Source organism: Photobacterium lipolyticum, from assembly GCF_003026475.1.
GTDB classification, from domain to species: Bacteria; Pseudomonadota; Gammaproteobacteria; order Enterobacterales; family Vibrionaceae; genus Photobacterium; species Photobacterium lipolyticum.
In genome coordinates this window covers 93,588-111,133 of record NZ_PYMC01000013.1, presented here as the reverse complement: position 1 = coordinate 111,133, position 17,546 = coordinate 93,588, and the positions used below count along the sequence as shown (strand labels likewise).

The following is a 17,546-nucleotide window of genomic DNA, read 5'->3' as shown; positions in this document are numbered from 1 at the left end:
ATATTAGTAACCCGTTAATTCCATAAATCCTTGTCCTGAATGACTGCCCTTGACCTTAATTGGCCCTTCCCAGTATGGGAACATAAAAGGTAACCACTGTTCCTTGCGGACAACTTCCGCTCTAAGCTCAATCTGTTGTGATGGTACATCAATACGCCAATCTAAGGGTAAACTCTTACCTTCAACAGGGGTATATCCTAATGGCGTTAACTGAATGTCTTCCTGCCCTAACTGAACTACTTTGCCATCAGGCCAGCTAAGGGTGCCAAAATAGAATGGTTGATGATTTTTTTCCCTGATCTGGTAGAGCATCAAGGCACTTCCATCATCTAAATGAACAGAAAACCAATCCCATCCCAGTTGGTTTTTCGCCAGCATAGTGCTGCTCCATTCACGATCGTACCAGCCATCCCCTTTCACCTTGTACTGTTTGCCATCCAGATCAAGGATACCATCCACCTTGAGAAAAGGGGCACTGTAATAATATGAGGCGATATCTTCAGAGCGGTGCTTCCGGCTGTACCCATCTTTTCCCTGCAGTACAATCGAACCTTGGTTATTGATCTGCAATCGGGCAGCCATATCACCATCTTGAAATTCCAGTAAACCGGGGAATGGGCTCTGACCTAAAGAGCGCCATGACCAGTTATCTAACCAGGCACGGTAAGGTTTGGGCATAACACCCGCTTGTCCGATACCACCACGGGCAAAGCGTTCGGCAAACCATTTTTTTTTCGCTGATGTCACAACGGCATGAGCCATGAACATTTGTGGTGTTTTCCAGCCACCGTCGTTTTCAGTGCCTGTCGCCATACGAAATAAGGTCCATTGAACCCCGAACGTTTCGCCGTTCTCATCCTCAAGGTTGGCGGTCAGGTACCACCATTCCATTCTGAACCCAGGATGACTTGAAAAATCACGAGGAAAACGGAGTTGATGGCCTTCAACAACAGGTTGATAGATATCGCCACTCGCTTGAGTCAGTTGTTCTGCTGTCGTTGAACGATCTTGTACCTGATCGCAACCCAGCAAAAGAAAAATAAGCAAAGAGGTGATCCACCAGTGTTGTGTTTCTTTTACCTTTGACATCAAAACGCCTCTCGTAACGACAAGATAGCTGAACGTTTAACAAGGCGCCACACTGGCCATGCCCCGGCGGCCAGAAGTACAAGTAAAGCACTTCCCAGCGACAGTAAATATTCTGTTGGGAAAAAATGAATAGGCATTGTCCAACCAAAGGAGTATTTCAAAACGACATCAATTAATAGCTGTGCCAATACAAGACCAAGCGGTAATGCCATCAGCGCTGTCATCAGGCCGATAACTAATAACTGCCCACCACCCAACGCTGCTAATTCACGGCCGGTCATACCCATGCAACGAAGCAGGGCGAACTGCCGCTGACGTGAAACCTCACCGGCAACAGTAGCAAAGAACAGACCGCAAACAGCAATGAATAACGTTAGCTTGCCTAATGTTGCGGTCACGATAAATGTACGGTCAAATACACGCATGGCTTGATTCATCAGCTCGGCATTATTACGCACCCTTTCAGGTTGCAATCGGAAACGCTCACCCATCTTCGCCATTAATTGAGTACTGTCAGCATCATCTTCCAGATGAATGGCTAATCCAACCTGCCCGGTTTTCGGCCACAGAGCCTGCCAGTGCCTATTGGAAATCAGCACCTGCCCATATGGGTTACCATAGTCATAATAAACACCTGCGATAATCCAACCACCTATCATTGGCGCGGGTAGTTCGATCTTATCTCCGGGTCGCCATCCCTGCTTTAATGCCATTGATTCACTGACCATCACAGCTTGAGTATTATGCAGCTTATACCAATAGTCAGGTTCAGCCACTTTGACCAGCAATGCGTCTCTCTCACCGGCGCTGCCTCCGACACTCTTGACCTCTAATGTACCCGCTTCGGTGGGGGTTTCTGTACTCCACTGCCACCAAACTTGCTCCACTTCTGGTTGCTGTTCCAACCACTTCGATATACGCGGAGCAACATTGTGCGATGGCCGAACATAAATATCTGCAGCCAGACGTTGCCCTAGCCAACTTTCTGTTGTACTGCGGAAACTACCAACCATTGTTTCCATACCAATATTTGAAGCAAGAGCCAGCATAAAGGCCATTGCGGCAACACCACGGTAGCTCAGGCTGGCTGCTGCATCAGAAAAAAACCAGCGCAGACGTGCCGACCGGAAGAATAAGCCCAGTCTCTGGAATAACTGCCACAGTAAGAAAGGCATCATCAATCCTGAAGCAATCAGGATACAAGCTATTAAGACAAAACCCGCCAACTGCCCATGAGGCAGTTGGTAAACGGCGATAGCAGCACCAATAAAAATGCATGAGAATAAGGCTTGCCACGCAAATTCACGTCCGCTAAAACGCACTAAAGCCATATGGGTTGCTAAACGTGCTGGCGGTGTTTTAATTAAGCGAATCATTGGCCAACCGCAAGCGAGCAAACTGCCAAATACCGCAATGGCAACACTGGCGGCGCCCCACTGCCAGTGCCAGGTCACAGACAAACTAACATTGGCACTATAGAGATCGCTTAACGTAGCCGCCACCGACGGCAGCAATTGTTGCGCCAATAAAAGACCTAGCAGATTACCGCCAATAAGGCCTAATATAATCCAGACAATCAGCTCAATGAACAGCGCGCTAGCCAGCTGAAAGCCCGACACGCCCGCTTGGCGTAACAACCCCACTAAAGGCTGACGCTGAGATAATGACAATGACATTGCCTGATAGAAGATGAACAAACCGATCACAAAAGAGAGCATTCCCATCGCAAACAAATTGAGGTGGAATGCTTCAGTTAACGGTTCAAGTTTGGCCCCCTGATGCCGTTCTAAAGTCAATCCTGGCGGGAGTATATGAGCGAGTTTTGTCAGGTTTTTCTGTGACATTTCACCACAAAGAACCGTCGTAATGCCAGCGCTTGGATGCAATTCGCGCAGTAAGGCCATATCTGCGATCATTCTTGGACCGCCGATGCGCTCATCACCAACCACGCGTAACGGCCCTATTTGTCTGCCATTATTCAGCGTCAGTTTTTGACCTTCCTCAACCCCCATATAACTGGCTAACTGACTACCGATCATCACTGGATACGGTGGTTTCATCAGTTCCAGCATTTGACCTCGATATTGCCCCAGATCTTTGCCTCTGAGACTAGAGAACATGGCGACCGGATCGACACCTACAATTTCAAAGTCTCGGCCTTGATCAGTAACAATACGATGTTGCTCAAACGGTACACAGGTATTAAAACCAGATCGTCGCAGCTGGACATAAAAACCCTGCGGCACTTTGAGCCCCATTTGAACGTGACGAATTCGGTGAGGAAAAGGATTAGAAAAGAGTTGCTCACCTTGACGGTAACTTTCACGTGCCTGTTGGTTGACCGCCATAACGCCCACTAACAGCGCAATACCTAAGGTCAGACCTAACCAGACCAGTAATATCTGAAATGGGTGACGACGGTAATGCCCCCAAAGTGCTTTAGCTACGGGGCTTGACATCCAATTGTCCCCCCTGAAGACGAATACAACCACGCATGTGTGAAGCAACTTGTTTACTGTGCGTGACCAATAATAAAGTACAATCAAGCTGATGAGTCAGATTAGTCAGCAAGCGGATCACCGCGCCCGCATTACGTTCATCCAAGCTACCGGTCGGTTCATCAGCAAGCAGAATTTCGGGCTCCATATACAGTGCTCTCGCTATAGCCGCACGTTGTTGCTGGCCACCCGACATTTCTTCAGGATAGCGCCCTAATAACGGCATCAGGTCGAGAGCAGAGATGATCTGTCGCCACAACTCGGGCTTTTCATCCAGCCCCTTAAGCTGACGGCAAAAACGGATATTATCGGCAATAGTCAAAGTCGGTAAGAGATTAAATTGTTGGAACACCATACCAATATTATTTCGACGGAATGCGGTACGTTCACGCTCAGAAATATTGTGTATCGGCGTATTACCAATCCATATTTCGCCTGAATCGGCAGAATCTAACCCTGCAATTAAATTCAATAGGGTACTCTTACCAGAACCACTCTCACCCATCAAAGCAAGTTGGTCACCTTGTGCCAGTTCAAGCTCAGCACCCTGCAAAACGGAATGGTATTCACCACCATCCTGATAACCTTTACAAAGCTTAGCAAGTCGTAACATCTACGTCCCCGATAATGAAAAAGGTCTTGAAATTAAAATTTATATTACTGAATAAATGACACAGTTTGCCATTCCAGCCGACAGTGAAATTTACAGCAAAGCCAGACAACGAGAAAGGACTTTCAGATCCTGAGCCATAAATTCAATGTAATGAATTACAAACTGCCTACAAAAAGGCCAAATACCCTACAAGCGACTAACAACTTTGAATATTGAATCAACGACTTAATAATATTCAAGGCTTAGAATAATTGTAGGACATTTCCGAGAAGCGTCACCATAGAACATGAATGCGGTAATAAGCATAGTCTTATCTGCAACACCACTGGCCGCTGCATCTAGCTGGCCAACCTTAAAACATCGACCAGGGTACGGCTAAAAAGCTGCATAATTTGTAATGCGAAAGACAGGGCAAAATTTATCCACTACAGTTTTAATGACAATATGAATTTTCATACCAAATAGCTTTCAGGTCATAACCTGAATTTTGCTGCAGGGAGCATGCAACAGATGATCAAAACAATTCTGGTAGTTGGCGCATCGGGTTATGTTGGTAGCCATCTGGTACCGGAATTAGCCAACAGTGGCTATCAGGTAAAAGCAACGGGGCGAAACCTGAAGTTGCTTCAGAAAAGAGGGTGGAGTTCTATCCCCAATATTGAGCTTGTCGAACTGGATTTGAACCAGAACACGGACCTTCGTCCACTTCTTTCTGATGTTGATGCCGTTTTTTTTCTTGTTCACGGTATGAACCACGGTCATGATTTTATTGATTTCGAACTCGATGCTGCACGTCATTTCAGTCAGGCTTTAAAACTGAGCAAAGTGAAGCGCGTTATTTACCTCGGCGCACTGCAATCCGTTAAAGGTTACTCAAAACACCTAGCCGCCCGTAAAGCCACAGGTGAAATATTGCGCGAGAGCGGTATCCCTATCACTGAACTCCGTGCTGGCATTATTATTGGCCCGGGCTCCGCGGCCTTCGAAGTTATGCGAGATTATATTTATAATTTACCGGTCATGCTGACACCCAAATGGGTTAAGTCACACAGCTCCCCTATCGCCTTACGCAATGTTCTGCATTATTTACTGGAGCTGCTTCGCTTCACCCCTTCTCGTCACCAGATAATGGATGTTGCTGGGCCAGAGCAGCTCTCCTACGAATCGCAGATGCGTCAACTTGGCCGGTTAATCGGCAAAAATGTACATTTTATCCCCTTGCCTTTTTTACCAATATCTGTAGCGGCCTATTGGTTAAAGTTCATTACATCAGTTCCAACTAATATCGCTCGGGCTTTAGTCGGTGGATTACGGTTCGATCTTCCCGCTGATGGTAGTGCCATTCAGTCATTGATCCCTCAATACCTGCTAACGTATGAGGAAGCGGTGAAAGAGACGCTTCGCCACGAGACAGAAGTCGTTCGCAGCAGTGTTTGGGGGTTCGATCCCGATGCTCTTGCTCGCTGGCAACCTGGTTATGGCTATTATCCCAAACAAGCCGGATATACGTTGAAAACCGATGCTAGCGCCGAACAACTGTGGCGGCAAATACAGTTGATTGGCGGAAAGGAAGGCTATTTTTATGCCAATTCATTATGGCGGATCCGGGAATGGCTCGACCATCTGATCGGGGGAAACGCCCTGACCCGCTTTCGTCGCGATCCACACACACTTGAACTAGGCGATCAGGTCGATTCATGGAAGGTCATTAACATTGAACCCTATCGTTTTCTTTCCCTGTTATTTGGCATGAAAGCCCCGGGATTAGGACGATTAGAGTTTACCATCGAAGACAAAGGTGAGTATCGCGAAGTCGATATTCGTGCCTGGTGGCACCCTGCAGGTTTTTCGGGGTTACTATACTGGTTTACGATGATGCCGGCCCACTTGTTCATATTCCGAGGCATGACACATGCGTTGGTAAAACGTTGCAAAGCGAAAGCACAGGAAGGTAAATCGGTCACTTTATAAATAAAAAAAGAGGTGCGAATGCACCTCTTTTCTACTGTCAGCATCAAAGCTATATTTATTGCTTTTGCGCCTGACTCATTTTCATCGCAGCTATCGGACCTGTTATTAGCGTTACAGCAACAATAAATGAAACCGGAACGGCAGTGATCACAATAAAGGATTGGAGTGCATTAAGCCCCCCATCTCCGGCAAGTAGCAGTACAGCAGCTACGCAGCCCATAATGATAGCCCAGAATAAACGGTGCACTCGGCTTGGTTTATCATCACCGGAAACAACCATGGCTATCGCATAAGCCATCGAATCACCGGTGGTCACTACGAAAGTCGTTGTTAAGACCAGGAAAGCAGGTAGCAATATACTGCTATAAGGTAGCTGAGACAGCGATGCCAGTAATACAGCCGGCAAGCCCGCGTCATTTAGCGGCCCCGAAATAATACCCGGTGTCTGTAGCTCCAGGAAAATTCCTGTGCCACCCAGAACGGAGAACCAGAAGTTTGTCACGATCGGCGCACCAATTGCCACTGCCAGCACCAGCTCTCGAATACTGCGGCCTTCAGAAATACGGGCAATAAAAATTGCCATCATTGGCGCGAAGCCAATGAACCATCCCCAGAAAAACCAGGTCCACCAGATATTCCAATCTGCAGAATCATTCGTCAGACTCATTGCAGGCAGGTTTGTCAGGTAGCTGGCAAAGCCATTACCAAACTGCTCGAAGATGAACTGGGTCGGACCAAAGATCAGCATCACAAGCAGCAAGCCAAAAGCGCCAATAACATTTGCGCGACTCAACCATTGCAAGCCCTTGTCCATGCCTGAAGCGGCTGAAAGTGAATAAGCCGCAACAACCGCAGCCAGAATGGCCAGCTGTGAAGAGACGTTATTTTCAATGCCCGCGATCACTTCCAGGCTATAACCTAGTTGTGATGCCAGAAAGCCAATCGGGCCAATCGTCCCTGCCGCCACAGCAATAATTGAGCAAGCATCAATAACCGCTCCCAGCCAGTGGTTCTCCAGACGATCACCCAGTAGCGGGTACAGCAATGCTCTCGGGCGAAGTTTGACGCCGCATTGATGGTGCGCATACATCAGCACGATGGTTGCTAACGTGCCCAGAACCGACCAGGCAAGGAATCCCCAGTGTAGAAAGCTCTGGCTCAGTGCCGGAACAACGGCTGAAGCGGTTGAGCCAACCACACCGTTATAGCTTGGAGAGGGAGTAATAAAATGATAAATAGGCTCTGCTGCAGACCAGAAGACACCGCCGCCAGCAAGTAACGTACACATGATCATTGCCAGCCAACGGAACGTACCGATAGAGGGTTTGGCCTGTGTTCCCATGCGGGTTTTACCGTAACGACTTACTGCAATGAGCAACGCTAAGGCAAAATTAACAACCATAAGCCATTGCCACCAGTAACCAAACTGTGAGGCTGCCGATGAAAAAAGGGACTGGATCAACGTGGTGAAACGAGAGAGGTCAAACAGTGCCGCCAGAAGAAACAGGCTGATAAAGCCGATTGTTAGCGTTGGCACAAGTTTATCGCCAATATGGCGTTTTTTTGTGTATTTATTTGTAGATGTTGGTACTAATTTATTGCCAATATGGCATGCGCTGCTTTGCATAAAATTCTCACGATTAGTGTGAGGGGCGACACATTAACAACAATTAATGACCACATCCAGCAAAAACACCATTGATTACAGCAATAAAACTACAGCTCCTATTGTGAGCTTACTAAAGATAAAGCGATATCAGTTACTTAGAACACTAATCTTTATTTTGATTATTTTTCATGAGAAATGACTAAATGGTCAATAATCACCCACCTCACCAAATGGAAAAGTCATAAACAATACCAACCGGGATTAGATATCGCTTTAATAAAAGAGGCTAAATGATGGAAAATCCAGCAGAGCCAATTTGCAGACAAAAAAATGGCCTTACCCTGGCCATTTTTTCTTTGTGTCCTATCTATTTGTACTCTAATTATTATTATTTCGGTTACATCTCGCGTGTCGGAAGCTCAGGTAAATGAGCACCGTTATTGTGCGGATACAGGACATACTCACCGTGGTACTTAACTTTCGATTTGTAATCAGTAACCTTGAACAACAGTAACCCCAGGCTGAATGCCGTATCAATGAGTTCCTGTGCGCTGCCGCGAACATAGAACGATAGCGGCTTAGCCAACTCAACCTGCTCAGTCGATTCATCCTGGATAGAAAATACGTCGCGAAATTGCTTCACGCATACCACCAGAGAGGCCTGCCCCTCAGTATGATGGGTAACCTTACGGTTTACTTCAAACTCAGTGGTGACCAGCCAGCCTTTCTGCTCTAGCACCTGATAAAGCGACTGAACCTGATCACGCGTGATGATCATTGCCTTACCGTCATCGCCCCTGATCCCCGCATAGGCTTCTGCAATATGTTCAAAATTTTGCTTTAGCTGGGCATTCTTACCCATACTGCGAGCTTGCTGCTGCCAGCTCATCAATGTTTTTATGACACAACGGTCGAAAACTTGCTGCTTAATAGCTTTTGTCACCCATGCACTGAGAAAATGCGTTTCGCTTACGGGGTTCTTCTGTATTTTTCCGGACAACTGAGATTCTTCGAGCTCTTTTAAACCCGCCGTTACCAGCTTATAAATTTCTTGAGAATAAATCGCCATTGTTTTCCTTACACCTTTACGCATCTCTGGACATGAACCAGTAGAAACTGGCTGACAGCAATGCACAAGCCGCCATAGTTAACGCCATAGGCCAGACCGTAGCGTCAGGCATCATCGCAACAGCCCCTCCCACCACAGTACCCGTACCAAAACGCATTGTGCCCGCTAACGATGAGGCGGTTCCGGCCATATGCGGATACTTCGACAATAAACACGCCATCGTATTACTGCCTATGATTGAGATTGTGCCAACAAAAAGCATGACAGGGATAACTACCCCCCACAAGCCCAGATGAAGCATTTGACCAAGGATCAATCCGATACCGGCGATTAATTGGACGATCAAACCAAAGCGCAGCATCCAGTGTGATCCCATCTTCTTCACTAACCGGCCATTAATACCGGTCATCAGGATCAGACAGAGCACGTTTAAACCAAACAGGTAACCAAAGTTCTGAGTACTAACCTGATAAAGATCGATATAAACGAATGAGCCAACAGTAAGAAACGTAAACATACCGGCAAAAGAAAACCCACTACAGAAGACATAACCAACCGCGGTTGGCGTCGTCATCAATCTGGCGTAATTTCGTAATGTTGAACCAAGATGGAAAGGCAGGCGTTTCTCGACAGGCAGCGTTTCCGGTATTTTCACTAACACCGCCAGAATCACCAGTGCGGCGCATATTGCCAGCAACCAGAAAATAGAACGCCAGCCAAACCAGACTGATACATATCCCCCAATCATAGGTGCAGCCAATGGCGCGATTGTCATTACTAGTGTCACAAATGACATGGTACGAGCGAATTCTTCACGCTCAAACATATCCCGAACCAGAGCCTGAATAATCACGGCGGCAGATGCTCCGGCAAACCCCTGTGCGGCACGGAACCAGGTTAACTCAACAATATCGCGACTCATCGCGCTCATCACTGCTGCAATGGTAAAAAACACAATGCCAATGATCAGTATCGGACGACGGCCGTAACTATCAGCAAGCGGACCATGCAGTAACTGCCCGATAGCGAAGCCTGCAGTATAAGCAGTTAATGTTGTTTGTACCAAGCCGGGAGTCACCGCCAAATCTTTCGCAATAGCGGGCATTGCTGGCAAATACATATCAATCGCCAGCGGGGTGAGTGCGGCAATCGCACCGAGGATTATAATCAATTGCAGGCTCAGTTTTTGACTGTCTTGTCGGGTCATAAAATCACTACGTGTACTGTTTTTTTACAAAGAACAGTATGGGAAAAAATAAAGAAAGATATAGTACGATGAATTGATCGATTTTATTCTTTCCTATAAGGAATAGATCAATTTCTGTTTCATTAAACAGCAGCCACAAACGATCGGGCTATCCCCCGAGGAGTGAGGGAGGGATAAAACCAAACCACTTCAAAATGCAAAGTTCAGCATCTTAAAGCAGTCTGGGGTTCATTATTTCAGAAAAGACGCAATCTCTTCGTCAGTAAGAGGGCGGTACTCTCCAGGCTCCAGATCGTCATCCAGCACCACCTTACCCACCTGCTGGCGATGAAGTCCGACAACTTTGTTGCCAACGGCGGCAAACATACGTTTTACCTGGTGGTATTTACCTTCAGAAATCGTCAGTAACGCTTCTCGCTCACCCAGCAACTCTAATTTAGCTGGACGCGTTATTTCTTTTTCACTACGTAGCTGAACACCCTCAGCAAAAGTCTGAATGGTTTCTTCCGGAACAGGATCTGCCAATTCAACGTGATACGTTTTCTCACACACATGACGAGGAGAAGTAATACGGTGTGACCACTGGCCATCATCCGTTAATAAAACCAGCCCTGTCGTATCACCGTCCAACCGACCTGCCACGTGCATTTTTTCCGGGCTGACTTCATCGATTAAAACGAAAACCGTCGGGTTATGGTCATCCACATGCGAACAGACAAAACCTTGCGGCTTGTTGAGCATAAAATATCGCGGCCCTTGTAAGACTAAGATACGACCATTAAATTCAACTTCGCAATCGTCGGTGATTTGGAACGAACCGTTTTTTACAATCTCGCCGTTCACTTCAATCAATTTGTCTTTCAGTAGCTTACCGGCTTCTTTGCGAGTAATACCCAAAGTGGTACCTAAGAATTTATCAAGCCTCATCACGGGCTCCACATGTTACAAAAGGGTCCGCATTATAAAAAGCTCCGTCATAACTTGCATTAAAAACTTACCGGTATACTGATCTCTGGTTATCCAATAAGTAAAAAACAACACTCATCGCAAAATTTTCCACCTTTTTCATCGAACTATTACTAAGCTCAAAAAAGCGGAACATTTTTATTCTAAACCAGTCTTAAAGAATGGACACTCTACGGACTCGTTACGTATTACCAGTAGTCAAACAAAAGTGAATCGACTAACAACCAAGGTTAATCTATGAAAATCTCACTTGTTGCGCCAGGTCAGTCTTCTATTGACATGCTATTAAAACTCGTCGAAGAGCTCTTTGCTTACGAAGCACTCCCACAAAAAATTGAGCAGACAAGCCAAGCTATACACCAGCTGCTAAATAATCCGGAATTAGGACAAGCATGGTTTGTTGAAGTGGAACATGAAGGCGAGAAAATGATCGCGGGTCACATCATCGTCAGTTACAGCTTTAGCCTTGAGCACGGTGGCCGTGTCGGCTTTGTTGATCAATTTTACCTCAAGCCTGAATGGCGACAGCAAGGTATCGGTACCGAACTGATCCCTCAAATTGAACACCATCTTGCCAAGAGCGGCGTACATGCCCTGTCACTAGAGATAAACATCGGTAACTCTGGTGCACGCAGTTTTTATGAAAAACAGGATTTTGTGCCACGTCGCCAATTCTGCATGATGACAAAAATTATCACACCGGAAGAAGTACCTCTTACCATAGCGTCATAAACATAGCGTCATAAACACCGCTTCATGACCGTTTAGCCGGGCTCATAAACGTGGGCCCAGAGATCTTCCTGAACCACGCTGTTGGCCTTCATCACTTTCATAGCTTCTCCATCGCCATTTGTTCTTTTTATTAAAATGCTGAATTCTCGCTGAACGCTGCATCTTGAGGTGATTTGGGTATCTAGGTACACTGCCTGTTCAGTTTCCATAACTATTTGCTCGAACATGTATACCCTTCGCCCCTATCAGCAAGACAGTGTCAAAGCCACCATTCATTACTTTCGGAAAAATAGCAGCCCTGCAGTATTAGCATTGCCAACAGGGGCGGGTAAAAGTCTGGTTGTCGCTGAATTGGCCCGTATAGCCAGGGGACGAGTTTTAGTCTTAACCCATGTAAAAGAACTGGTTGAGCAAAACCACAGTAAGTATGAAAGCTATGGCCTGAAAGCGTCGATATTTTCTGCCGGTTTAGGTCGTAAAGAAACGGATCGTCAAGTGGTGTTTGCCTCCGTGCAATCCATGGCCAATAGCCTGGAGCAATTTGCGAATGAATTTTCTTTATTAGTCATCGACGAATGTCACCGTGTTCCGGATGATGAAAACAGTGCTTATCGCCGGGTTATCTCTCATCTGCAGAAAATCAATCCGGGTATTAAAATCCTTGGCCTGACCGCGACCCCTTATCGCTTAGGCATGGGCTGGATTTATAAATACCACACCCGGGGGCAAGTCAAGACTGAGCAGGAGCGCTTCTTCAGGGATTGTATCTTTGAACTCCCTATTCGCTATCTATTAGATGAAAACTTTCTGACGGAACCTAAAGTCATGGATATGGCCGTCATCGGCTATGATTTTTCCACCCTGACGCCATCGGCATCCGGTCATTACCGCGAGGCTGATTTAGATCACGTTATAGAAAAATCGAGCCGGGCCACACCAATGATCATCGAGCAGGTTATCGATTACGCCAAAGATCGACGCGGGGTTATGGTTTTTGCTTCAACGGTAAATCATGCCCAAGAGATCATGGGTTACTTGCACAACGAAAATGCTGCATTAGTGGTGGGTGACACGCCTCTTGATGAGCGGGATCGCATTATCAATGCCTTTAAGCGCCAGGAAATTAAATACTTAGTCAATGTATCGGTACTCACAACGGGATTCGACGCTCCCCATGTCGATCTGATCGCCATTCTGCGCCCGACAGAATCTATCAGTCTGTACCAACAGATTGTCGGTCGCGGACTACGCTTGTTTGAGGGAAAAAAAGATTGTCTGGTTCTGGAGTACGCAGGAAACTGTTATGACTTGTATCAACCAGAAGTCGGTGATCCTAAGCCCAACAGCGATAGCGAAGTCATCATGGTCCCCTGCCCTGCTTGCGGCTTCAACAATAGCTTCTGGGGGAAATTGGACCCTGCAGGCTTTCTGATTGAGCACTACGGCAGACGTTGTCAGGGCTATTTTGAAGATGATGACGGCGAACGAGAAGAATGTGGTTATCGCTTCCGCGCCAAGTATTGCGAGGAGTGTGGCGCCGATAATGATATCGCTGCCCGCCGTTGCCACCAATGTAATGCTGTGATGGTCGATCCAGATAAAAAATTACGGGATGCACTAAAACTCAAAGATGCCATGATCATGAAATGCGTGGATTTGCGCCTTGAAGCAGGTAAAAACAAATTTGATAAGCCTCAGCTTAAAGTCATTTATATCAGCGACGAAGGATCTGAAATCAGCGAAGTCTGGCCGCTGTCGACAAAGACTCAAAAATCAATTTTTTTGAAGAAATTCATTAATCCGCACCTGGTCGATCGTCATCGCCCTTTCACCGATACGGCGCCAACTAAAGTGGCCAATAATGAACACCGGTTGCGTCCGCCGGAAATTGTGATCACAAGAAAGAGCGGTCGTTTCTGGGTCATTCGTGACAAGCTGTTTGATCTTGACCAGTACAAAAAAGAGTAATGCCAATCGGCATACCGGATACAACAACAGTAAAACAGCCCGGAGCCTTCCCAGAGACTGTGCTGATTATTCGCCCACCTGCGCATTGATTTTTCTAATTAATTCAAGAAGACAATAATTAGCCTTGCTAAGTCTTAAACTGATTGCTATTATCCGCGCTCGTTTTTACGACATTGAGTAAGGTCGCATTACTCAGTGAACTTAATGAAATTAAAGAGTATTTAATATGAAATTTGAAGCAGTAGTACGTACTGACCTAGGTAAAGGTGCGAGCCGCCGCCTACGTCACGCAGGTAAATTCCCAGCTATCGTTTACGGTGGCGAAGCAGCTCCTGTTGCAATCGAGATCGTACACAGCGATATCATCAACCAGATGGATAAGCCTGAGTTTTACGAAGGTCTTGTTCTTGTAATTGATGGTCAAGAAGTTAAGGTTAAGCCACAAGACATCCAACGTCACGTGTACAAGCCAAAAGTTGAGCACATGGACTTCAAACGCATCTAATTGCGGGTTCATACTCAATCAAAAAAGCGCCTAACGGCGCTTTTTTTGTTTTTATACTATTTCAGATAAGATTCAGTTCAAGGTTAATACTAAACCGTCAAAAAAGGCTCTGTTGATAATCGTCTTCTGATATTGATTCTGCCGACTCCTTCTCTGCCCTTGCTTGTCTGATCATTCGCAGATAGCGCTGACGGCATAAACGAATCGTATTGCGCTGCTGATCGGGCGTCATGTTTTGCCAGTTATATCGTTCATCCCGGCTTCTCATGCAACCTTTGCAATAACCACGCTCATTAACCTGACAAATACCAACACAAGGGCTGGGAATAGAAAAAAATTCAAGTTGTTCCATATCTCCCCTCCCCCCAATATAATAATTATAATAGTCTAAATTTTATACCAGTTGGTATTAACTACACACGCGTTTATAGCGCGTATTTCCTCACAATGCATTGATGACTGGTTATGCGCTTTTCTTGCTAAACTATACTGAATTCTGATACTGTTTATACCCAAGGCACCTCGGAACTTGAGGTGATTTGAGTTTAAGGTTATCAGGATTGGTAGCCATCAATAGTAGTTCGTGTCGTCTGTTTAATTATCAGACTCTATAACCACCAACGCACTACACGCACCAGGAGGGAACCATGGATTTTTTTGTACCATCGGCATCTAGCCCTGCTCAGGCAGAATCCGTTTTTACGTCTATTGCTCAGCACATTTCGGCCCCATCTCAGTCACAACGTATTCATAAACTTCAATGGCTGCATGAAGGCCAAGTATGTACATGCGAAATCGGCCAGCTTCTACCAGACGTCTTCCGTACTAAAGAACAAGTACTGGCTATTTTTGATTGTGGTAACGTATTTAAAGTATGCACCCCTCATCGTGGTGCAATAGAATTTGACCCAATCCATGCAAGCAAATCAGCGGTAATTGATGTCGAGTTTTTCGATTAACGGGTTCTAATCTTTTTAATCAAAAAACGCGCTAATTAGCGCGTTTTTTATTGCAAATTAGCTTAAGTCAGAACAACAGATTTCACCTTATGCCAGCTCACCTCCTCGGCATTACCAGCGAAGATGGTTGAACTCAAGCCGCTCAATCTGAATACCCTTTCGTGCTTTTTCTACAATTCACTTGCTCCTCTGCCTGGAAAATCTGCTGCGAAAACCTACCAAAATGAATGACAAATATGGTTTACGTAAAATGTTACTACAACCATTGAAGCAAACTTTTGCCTCATAAGAATTATTATCTTACACGATATTTACCAAGCAAATACTTAAGTGTCGATAATTGATAGATGACGTGATAGCATGCCTCGCAAATAAATACTCAGTTCACATTTCAATACATGGATGTATCTCGACCTGGCAACTTTGGACAATAAGAATAAAAGGTAACTCATTCATGTTTCTAAAAAACCTCTCTATCGGCAAGAAGATTGCCGTTGCTTTTACAACTATTGCGGTGGTCAACGTAGGCCTTGGTCTGTTCCTTGTCAGTGAATTAGGAAAAATCAAACAAGAATTACTTAACTTCACTGACGACACTCTGCCTGCGATGCAACATGTCGATGGGATCAGAGATAAAATGTCTTACTGGCGTCGTACTCAATTCGCTGTACTTGCGGTTAACGACCCAGCAGAAATTAGACAAACTATTCAGCGCAACGAGCTTGTTCGTCAAGAGATCCAGACAGGTCTTGCAGCGTATGGCAAAAGCGTATGGCCGGGTGAAGAAGAGCAAACCTTTAATCGGTTATTGACAAGTTGGAATCACTACATTGGTACAATGGCTAAGTTCAACAAGGCCATGCTTGCAATGGATAAAACCTCCGCGCACCCAATTTTAGCCCAATCACTTTCTCAGTTTGAAGGAATCGAATCTGATATCAATGTACTGATCGACCTTTTACAAGGCGCTATAGATGAAAATCGCGGTTCTATTTTGCGTTCGGTGACCAGTCTAAATACCACTTCTATTACCAGCAACATCTTGATTTTAGTGATTATGATAGTAATGACATTGCTACTGACACGTATTATTTGTGGGCCACTTAGACTAGTGGTTGAACAAGCCAACTCCATTGCAAACGGTAACCTAGCAAATAAACTTAACCGTGACGCTATCGGCAACGATGAATTAGGTGAACTGGCCGACTCTTCTCTTAAAATGCAAAACAACCTACGTCAATTGATCGACGAAATCATCACCGCCGTAACTCAACTTAGCAGTGCGGTAGAAGAAATGACACATATTTCAGATATGTCAGCTAATGGTATGAAAGAGCAGCAACATCAGATCACCCAAGTTGCTACCGCGATGACGGAAATGAAAGCGGCAGTTGGTGATGTGGCGCGTAACACTGAAGATTCAGCCTCGCAAGCCACGGGCGCTAATAACAAAGCACAAGAAGGCGCTCGTGATAATGAACTGATGGTCAATTCGATCCAAAACGTTGCAGTAACCATTGAACAAACGGGTATAACCGTTTCCGAGTTGGAACAACAATCCAAACAAATTAACGTCGTACTTGATGTGATTCGAGGTATTGCCGAGCAAACCAACTTGCTAGCACTGAACGCGGCCATCGAAGCAGCAAGGGCTGGTGAATCAGGCCGTGGGTTTGCCGTGGTCGCTGATGAGGTTCGTACACTGGCAGGACGTACACAAGATTCAACCGGTGAAATCACGGCAATCATCGAAAAACTTCAGCAAATGGCAAAACAAGCGAAGGATGCAACCGAACGCTCGCAAACTAGTATCGACACCTGTGTGGTTCAAGGCACTCACTCACAACAAATCATGTTGTCAATTGAAGAATCTATCGCTCACATTGCCGATATGGGAAGCGAAATAGCCAGCGCATGTAGCCAACAAGATTCTGTCGCCGATGAGCTTAGCCGAAATATCGAAAATATTCATGTCACCTCTCAAGAAGTGGCGCAAGGCTCAGAACAAACGGCACAAGCTTGTCGAGAGCTCAGTCAGCTTTCCGTGCAATTACAAGATGCAATGGGACGTTTCAAGCTAAATTGATTTACATGCCCCCATCTTTTGGGGGGCTTTCTTCCCCCTAGTGGCGTTCTTGGATTTGGCTCAAAAATCCATGCTTTGTTATACCAGTCAGCAAAAGTATCTGATCCTTCTTACGAAACACTGCACCTTGCAGTTGTTTGGGTGTAGCTCGCAATTTTGTCTTCTATTTTCCGTTGTATCATTTAATTACTTGATATCCGCTTAATAAAAAATCCTCCATTCAGTCATTCCACTCGTTTCAAGGCTTGCATCGCAAATAATTTGCAACCATTTT

General features: G+C 45.7%; 15 protein-coding genes. 6 read left to right on the top strand and 9 right to left on the bottom strand.

Annotation, left to right across the window (positions count from 1 at the left end; all coding sequences use genetic code 11):
- Positions 1-3: 3 nt before the first annotated feature.
- The 3 genes from C9I89_RS16780 to C9I89_RS16770 are packed head-to-tail and all read right to left on the bottom strand — an operon-like array spanning position 4 to position 4,200.
- Positions 4-1,089 carry a lipocalin-like domain-containing protein gene (locus C9I89_RS16780; RefSeq protein WP_107284471.1) on the bottom strand — a complete coding sequence of 362 codons (1,086 nt, stop codon included), beginning with the start codon at positions 1,087-1,089 and terminating at the stop codon, positions 4-6.
- Positions 1,089-3,548: an ABC transporter permease gene (locus C9I89_RS16775; RefSeq protein ID WP_107284470.1), complete on the bottom strand. Its 2,460-nt coding sequence runs from the start codon at positions 3,546-3,548 to the stop codon at positions 1,089-1,091. Before C9I89_RS16775 ends, C9I89_RS16780 begins: the two co-directional genes overlap by 1 nt.
- Positions 3,529-4,200, bottom strand: coding sequence for an ABC transporter ATP-binding protein (locus C9I89_RS16770; protein WP_107284469.1), 672 nt, complete (start codon positions 4,198-4,200; stop codon positions 3,529-3,531). The genes C9I89_RS16775 and C9I89_RS16770 overlap by 20 nt, the downstream gene beginning before the upstream one ends.
- Positions 4,201-4,710: 510 nt before the next feature.
- Between C9I89_RS16770 and C9I89_RS16765 the strand changes: the two genes are divergently transcribed.
- The gene (locus C9I89_RS16765; protein WP_107284468.1) at positions 4,711-6,171 is read left to right on the top strand and encodes a DUF2867 domain-containing protein; all 1,461 of its coding nucleotides are present in this window, start codon (positions 4,711-4,713) and stop codon (positions 6,169-6,171) included.
- Positions 6,172-6,226: 55 nt separating this feature from the next.
- On the opposite strand, the gene C9I89_RS16760 is transcribed toward C9I89_RS16765, so the two are convergent.
- The 4 genes from C9I89_RS16760 to rsuA form a co-directional block, all read right to left on the bottom strand.
- Positions 6,227-7,798, bottom strand: a complete 1,572-nt coding sequence (locus C9I89_RS16760) for a BCCT family transporter (RefSeq protein WP_107284467.1) — start codon at positions 7,796-7,798, stop codon at positions 6,227-6,229.
- A gap of 379 nt (positions 7,799-8,177) precedes the next feature.
- Positions 8,178-8,849: a DUF2913 family protein gene (locus C9I89_RS16755; RefSeq protein ID WP_107284466.1), complete on the bottom strand. Its 672-nt coding sequence runs from the start codon at positions 8,847-8,849 to the stop codon at positions 8,178-8,180.
- Positions 8,850-8,865: 16 nt separating this feature from the next.
- The gene (locus tag C9I89_RS16750) at positions 8,866-10,056 is read right to left on the bottom strand and encodes a Bcr/CflA family multidrug efflux MFS transporter (RefSeq protein WP_107284465.1); all 1,191 of its coding nucleotides are present in this window, start codon (positions 10,054-10,056) and stop codon (positions 8,866-8,868) included.
- A gap of 231 nt (positions 10,057-10,287) precedes the next feature.
- On the bottom strand, positions 10,288-10,983 hold the full coding sequence (gene rsuA, locus C9I89_RS16745) for a 16S rRNA pseudouridine(516) synthase RsuA (RefSeq protein WP_107284464.1): 696 nt from the start codon (positions 10,981-10,983) through the stop codon (positions 10,288-10,290).
- Positions 10,984-11,259: 276 nt separating this feature from the next.
- On the opposite strand from rsuA, the gene C9I89_RS16740 reads away from it, so the two are divergent.
- Complete coding sequence (locus C9I89_RS16740) at positions 11,260-11,754, top strand: GNAT family N-acetyltransferase (protein ID WP_107284463.1); 495 nt, start codon at positions 11,260-11,262, stop codon at positions 11,752-11,754.
- Positions 11,755-11,786: 32 nt separating this feature from the next.
- On the opposite strand, the gene C9I89_RS22570 is transcribed toward C9I89_RS16740, so the two are convergent.
- Positions 11,787-11,963, bottom strand: coding sequence for a hypothetical protein (locus C9I89_RS22570; RefSeq protein WP_170107724.1), 177 nt, complete (start codon positions 11,961-11,963; stop codon positions 11,787-11,789).
- Between the two features lie 16 nt (positions 11,964-11,979).
- Between C9I89_RS22570 and radD the strand changes: the two genes are divergently transcribed.
- Together radD and rplY are read left to right on the top strand one after the other, a co-directional pair.
- Complete coding sequence (radD, locus tag C9I89_RS16730) at positions 11,980-13,722, top strand: DNA repair helicase RadD (RefSeq protein ID WP_107284461.1); 1,743 nt, start codon at positions 11,980-11,982, stop codon at positions 13,720-13,722.
- A 226-nt stretch (positions 13,723-13,948) separates the two neighbouring features.
- On the top strand, positions 13,949-14,227 hold the full coding sequence (gene rplY / locus C9I89_RS16725; protein WP_107284460.1) for a 50S ribosomal protein L25: 279 nt from the start codon (positions 13,949-13,951) through the stop codon (positions 14,225-14,227).
- Positions 14,228-14,324: 97 nt separating this feature from the next.
- Here rplY and C9I89_RS16720 read toward each other — a convergent pair whose 3' ends face one another.
- Positions 14,325-14,579: a DUF1289 domain-containing protein gene (locus tag C9I89_RS16720; protein WP_107284459.1), complete on the bottom strand. Its 255-nt coding sequence runs from the start codon at positions 14,577-14,579 to the stop codon at positions 14,325-14,327.
- 295 nt (positions 14,580-14,874) lie between these two features.
- On the opposite strand from C9I89_RS16720, the gene C9I89_RS16715 reads away from it, so the two are divergent.
- Together C9I89_RS16715 and C9I89_RS16710 are read left to right on the top strand one after the other, a co-directional pair.
- Positions 14,875-15,186: a hypothetical protein gene (locus C9I89_RS16715; RefSeq protein WP_107284458.1), complete on the top strand. Its 312-nt coding sequence runs from the start codon at positions 14,875-14,877 to the stop codon at positions 15,184-15,186.
- A 454-nt stretch (positions 15,187-15,640) separates the two neighbouring features.
- A complete protein-coding gene (locus C9I89_RS16710) occupies positions 15,641-17,272 on the top strand; it encodes a methyl-accepting chemotaxis protein (RefSeq protein ID WP_107284457.1) in 1,632 nt (543 codons plus the stop codon).
- Positions 17,273-17,546: the final 274 nt, after the last annotated feature.

Excerpts from the sequence above, each read along its gene's own strand:
- C9I89_RS16765 (WP_107284468.1), top strand. The coding sequence starts at position 4,711 with ATGATCAAAACAATTCTGGTAGTTGGCGCATCGGGTTATGTTGGTAGC.
- C9I89_RS16750 (WP_107284465.1), bottom strand. The coding sequence starts at position 10,056 with ATGACCCGACAAGACAGTCAAAAACTGAGCCTGCAATTGATTATAATC.
- C9I89_RS16775 (WP_107284470.1), bottom strand. The coding sequence starts at position 3,548 with ATGTCAAGCCCCGTAGCTAAAGCACTTTGGGGGCATTACCGTCGTCAC.
- C9I89_RS16770 (WP_107284469.1), bottom strand. The coding sequence starts at position 4,200 with ATGTTACGACTTGCTAAGCTTTGTAAAGGTTATCAGGATGGTGGTGAA.
- radD (WP_107284461.1), top strand. The coding sequence starts at position 11,980 with ATGTATACCCTTCGCCCCTATCAGCAAGACAGTGTCAAAGCCACCATT.
- C9I89_RS16760 (WP_107284467.1), bottom strand. The coding sequence starts at position 7,798 with ATGCAAAGCAGCGCATGCCATATTGGCAATAAATTAGTACCAACATCT.
- C9I89_RS16755 (WP_107284466.1), bottom strand. The coding sequence starts at position 8,849 with ATGGCGATTTATTCTCAAGAAATTTATAAGCTGGTAACGGCGGGTTTA.
- C9I89_RS16715 (WP_107284458.1), top strand. The coding sequence starts at position 14,875 with ATGGATTTTTTTGTACCATCGGCATCTAGCCCTGCTCAGGCAGAATCC.
- C9I89_RS16780 (WP_107284471.1), bottom strand. The coding sequence starts at position 1,089 with ATGTCAAAGGTAAAAGAAACACAACACTGGTGGATCACCTCTTTGCTT.
- rplY (WP_107284460.1), top strand. The coding sequence starts at position 13,949 with ATGAAATTTGAAGCAGTAGTACGTACTGACCTAGGTAAAGGTGCGAGC.
- C9I89_RS22570 (WP_170107724.1), bottom strand. The coding sequence starts at position 11,963 with ATGGAAACTGAACAGGCAGTGTACCTAGATACCCAAATCACCTCAAGA.
- C9I89_RS16720 (WP_107284459.1), bottom strand. The coding sequence starts at position 14,579 with ATGGAACAACTTGAATTTTTTTCTATTCCCAGCCCTTGTGTTGGTATT.
- rsuA (WP_107284464.1), bottom strand. The coding sequence starts at position 10,983 with ATGAGGCTTGATAAATTCTTAGGTACCACTTTGGGTATTACTCGCAAA.
- C9I89_RS16740 (WP_107284463.1), top strand. The coding sequence starts at position 11,260 with ATGAAAATCTCACTTGTTGCGCCAGGTCAGTCTTCTATTGACATGCTA.
- C9I89_RS16710 (WP_107284457.1), top strand. The coding sequence starts at position 15,641 with ATGTTTCTAAAAAACCTCTCTATCGGCAAGAAGATTGCCGTTGCTTTT.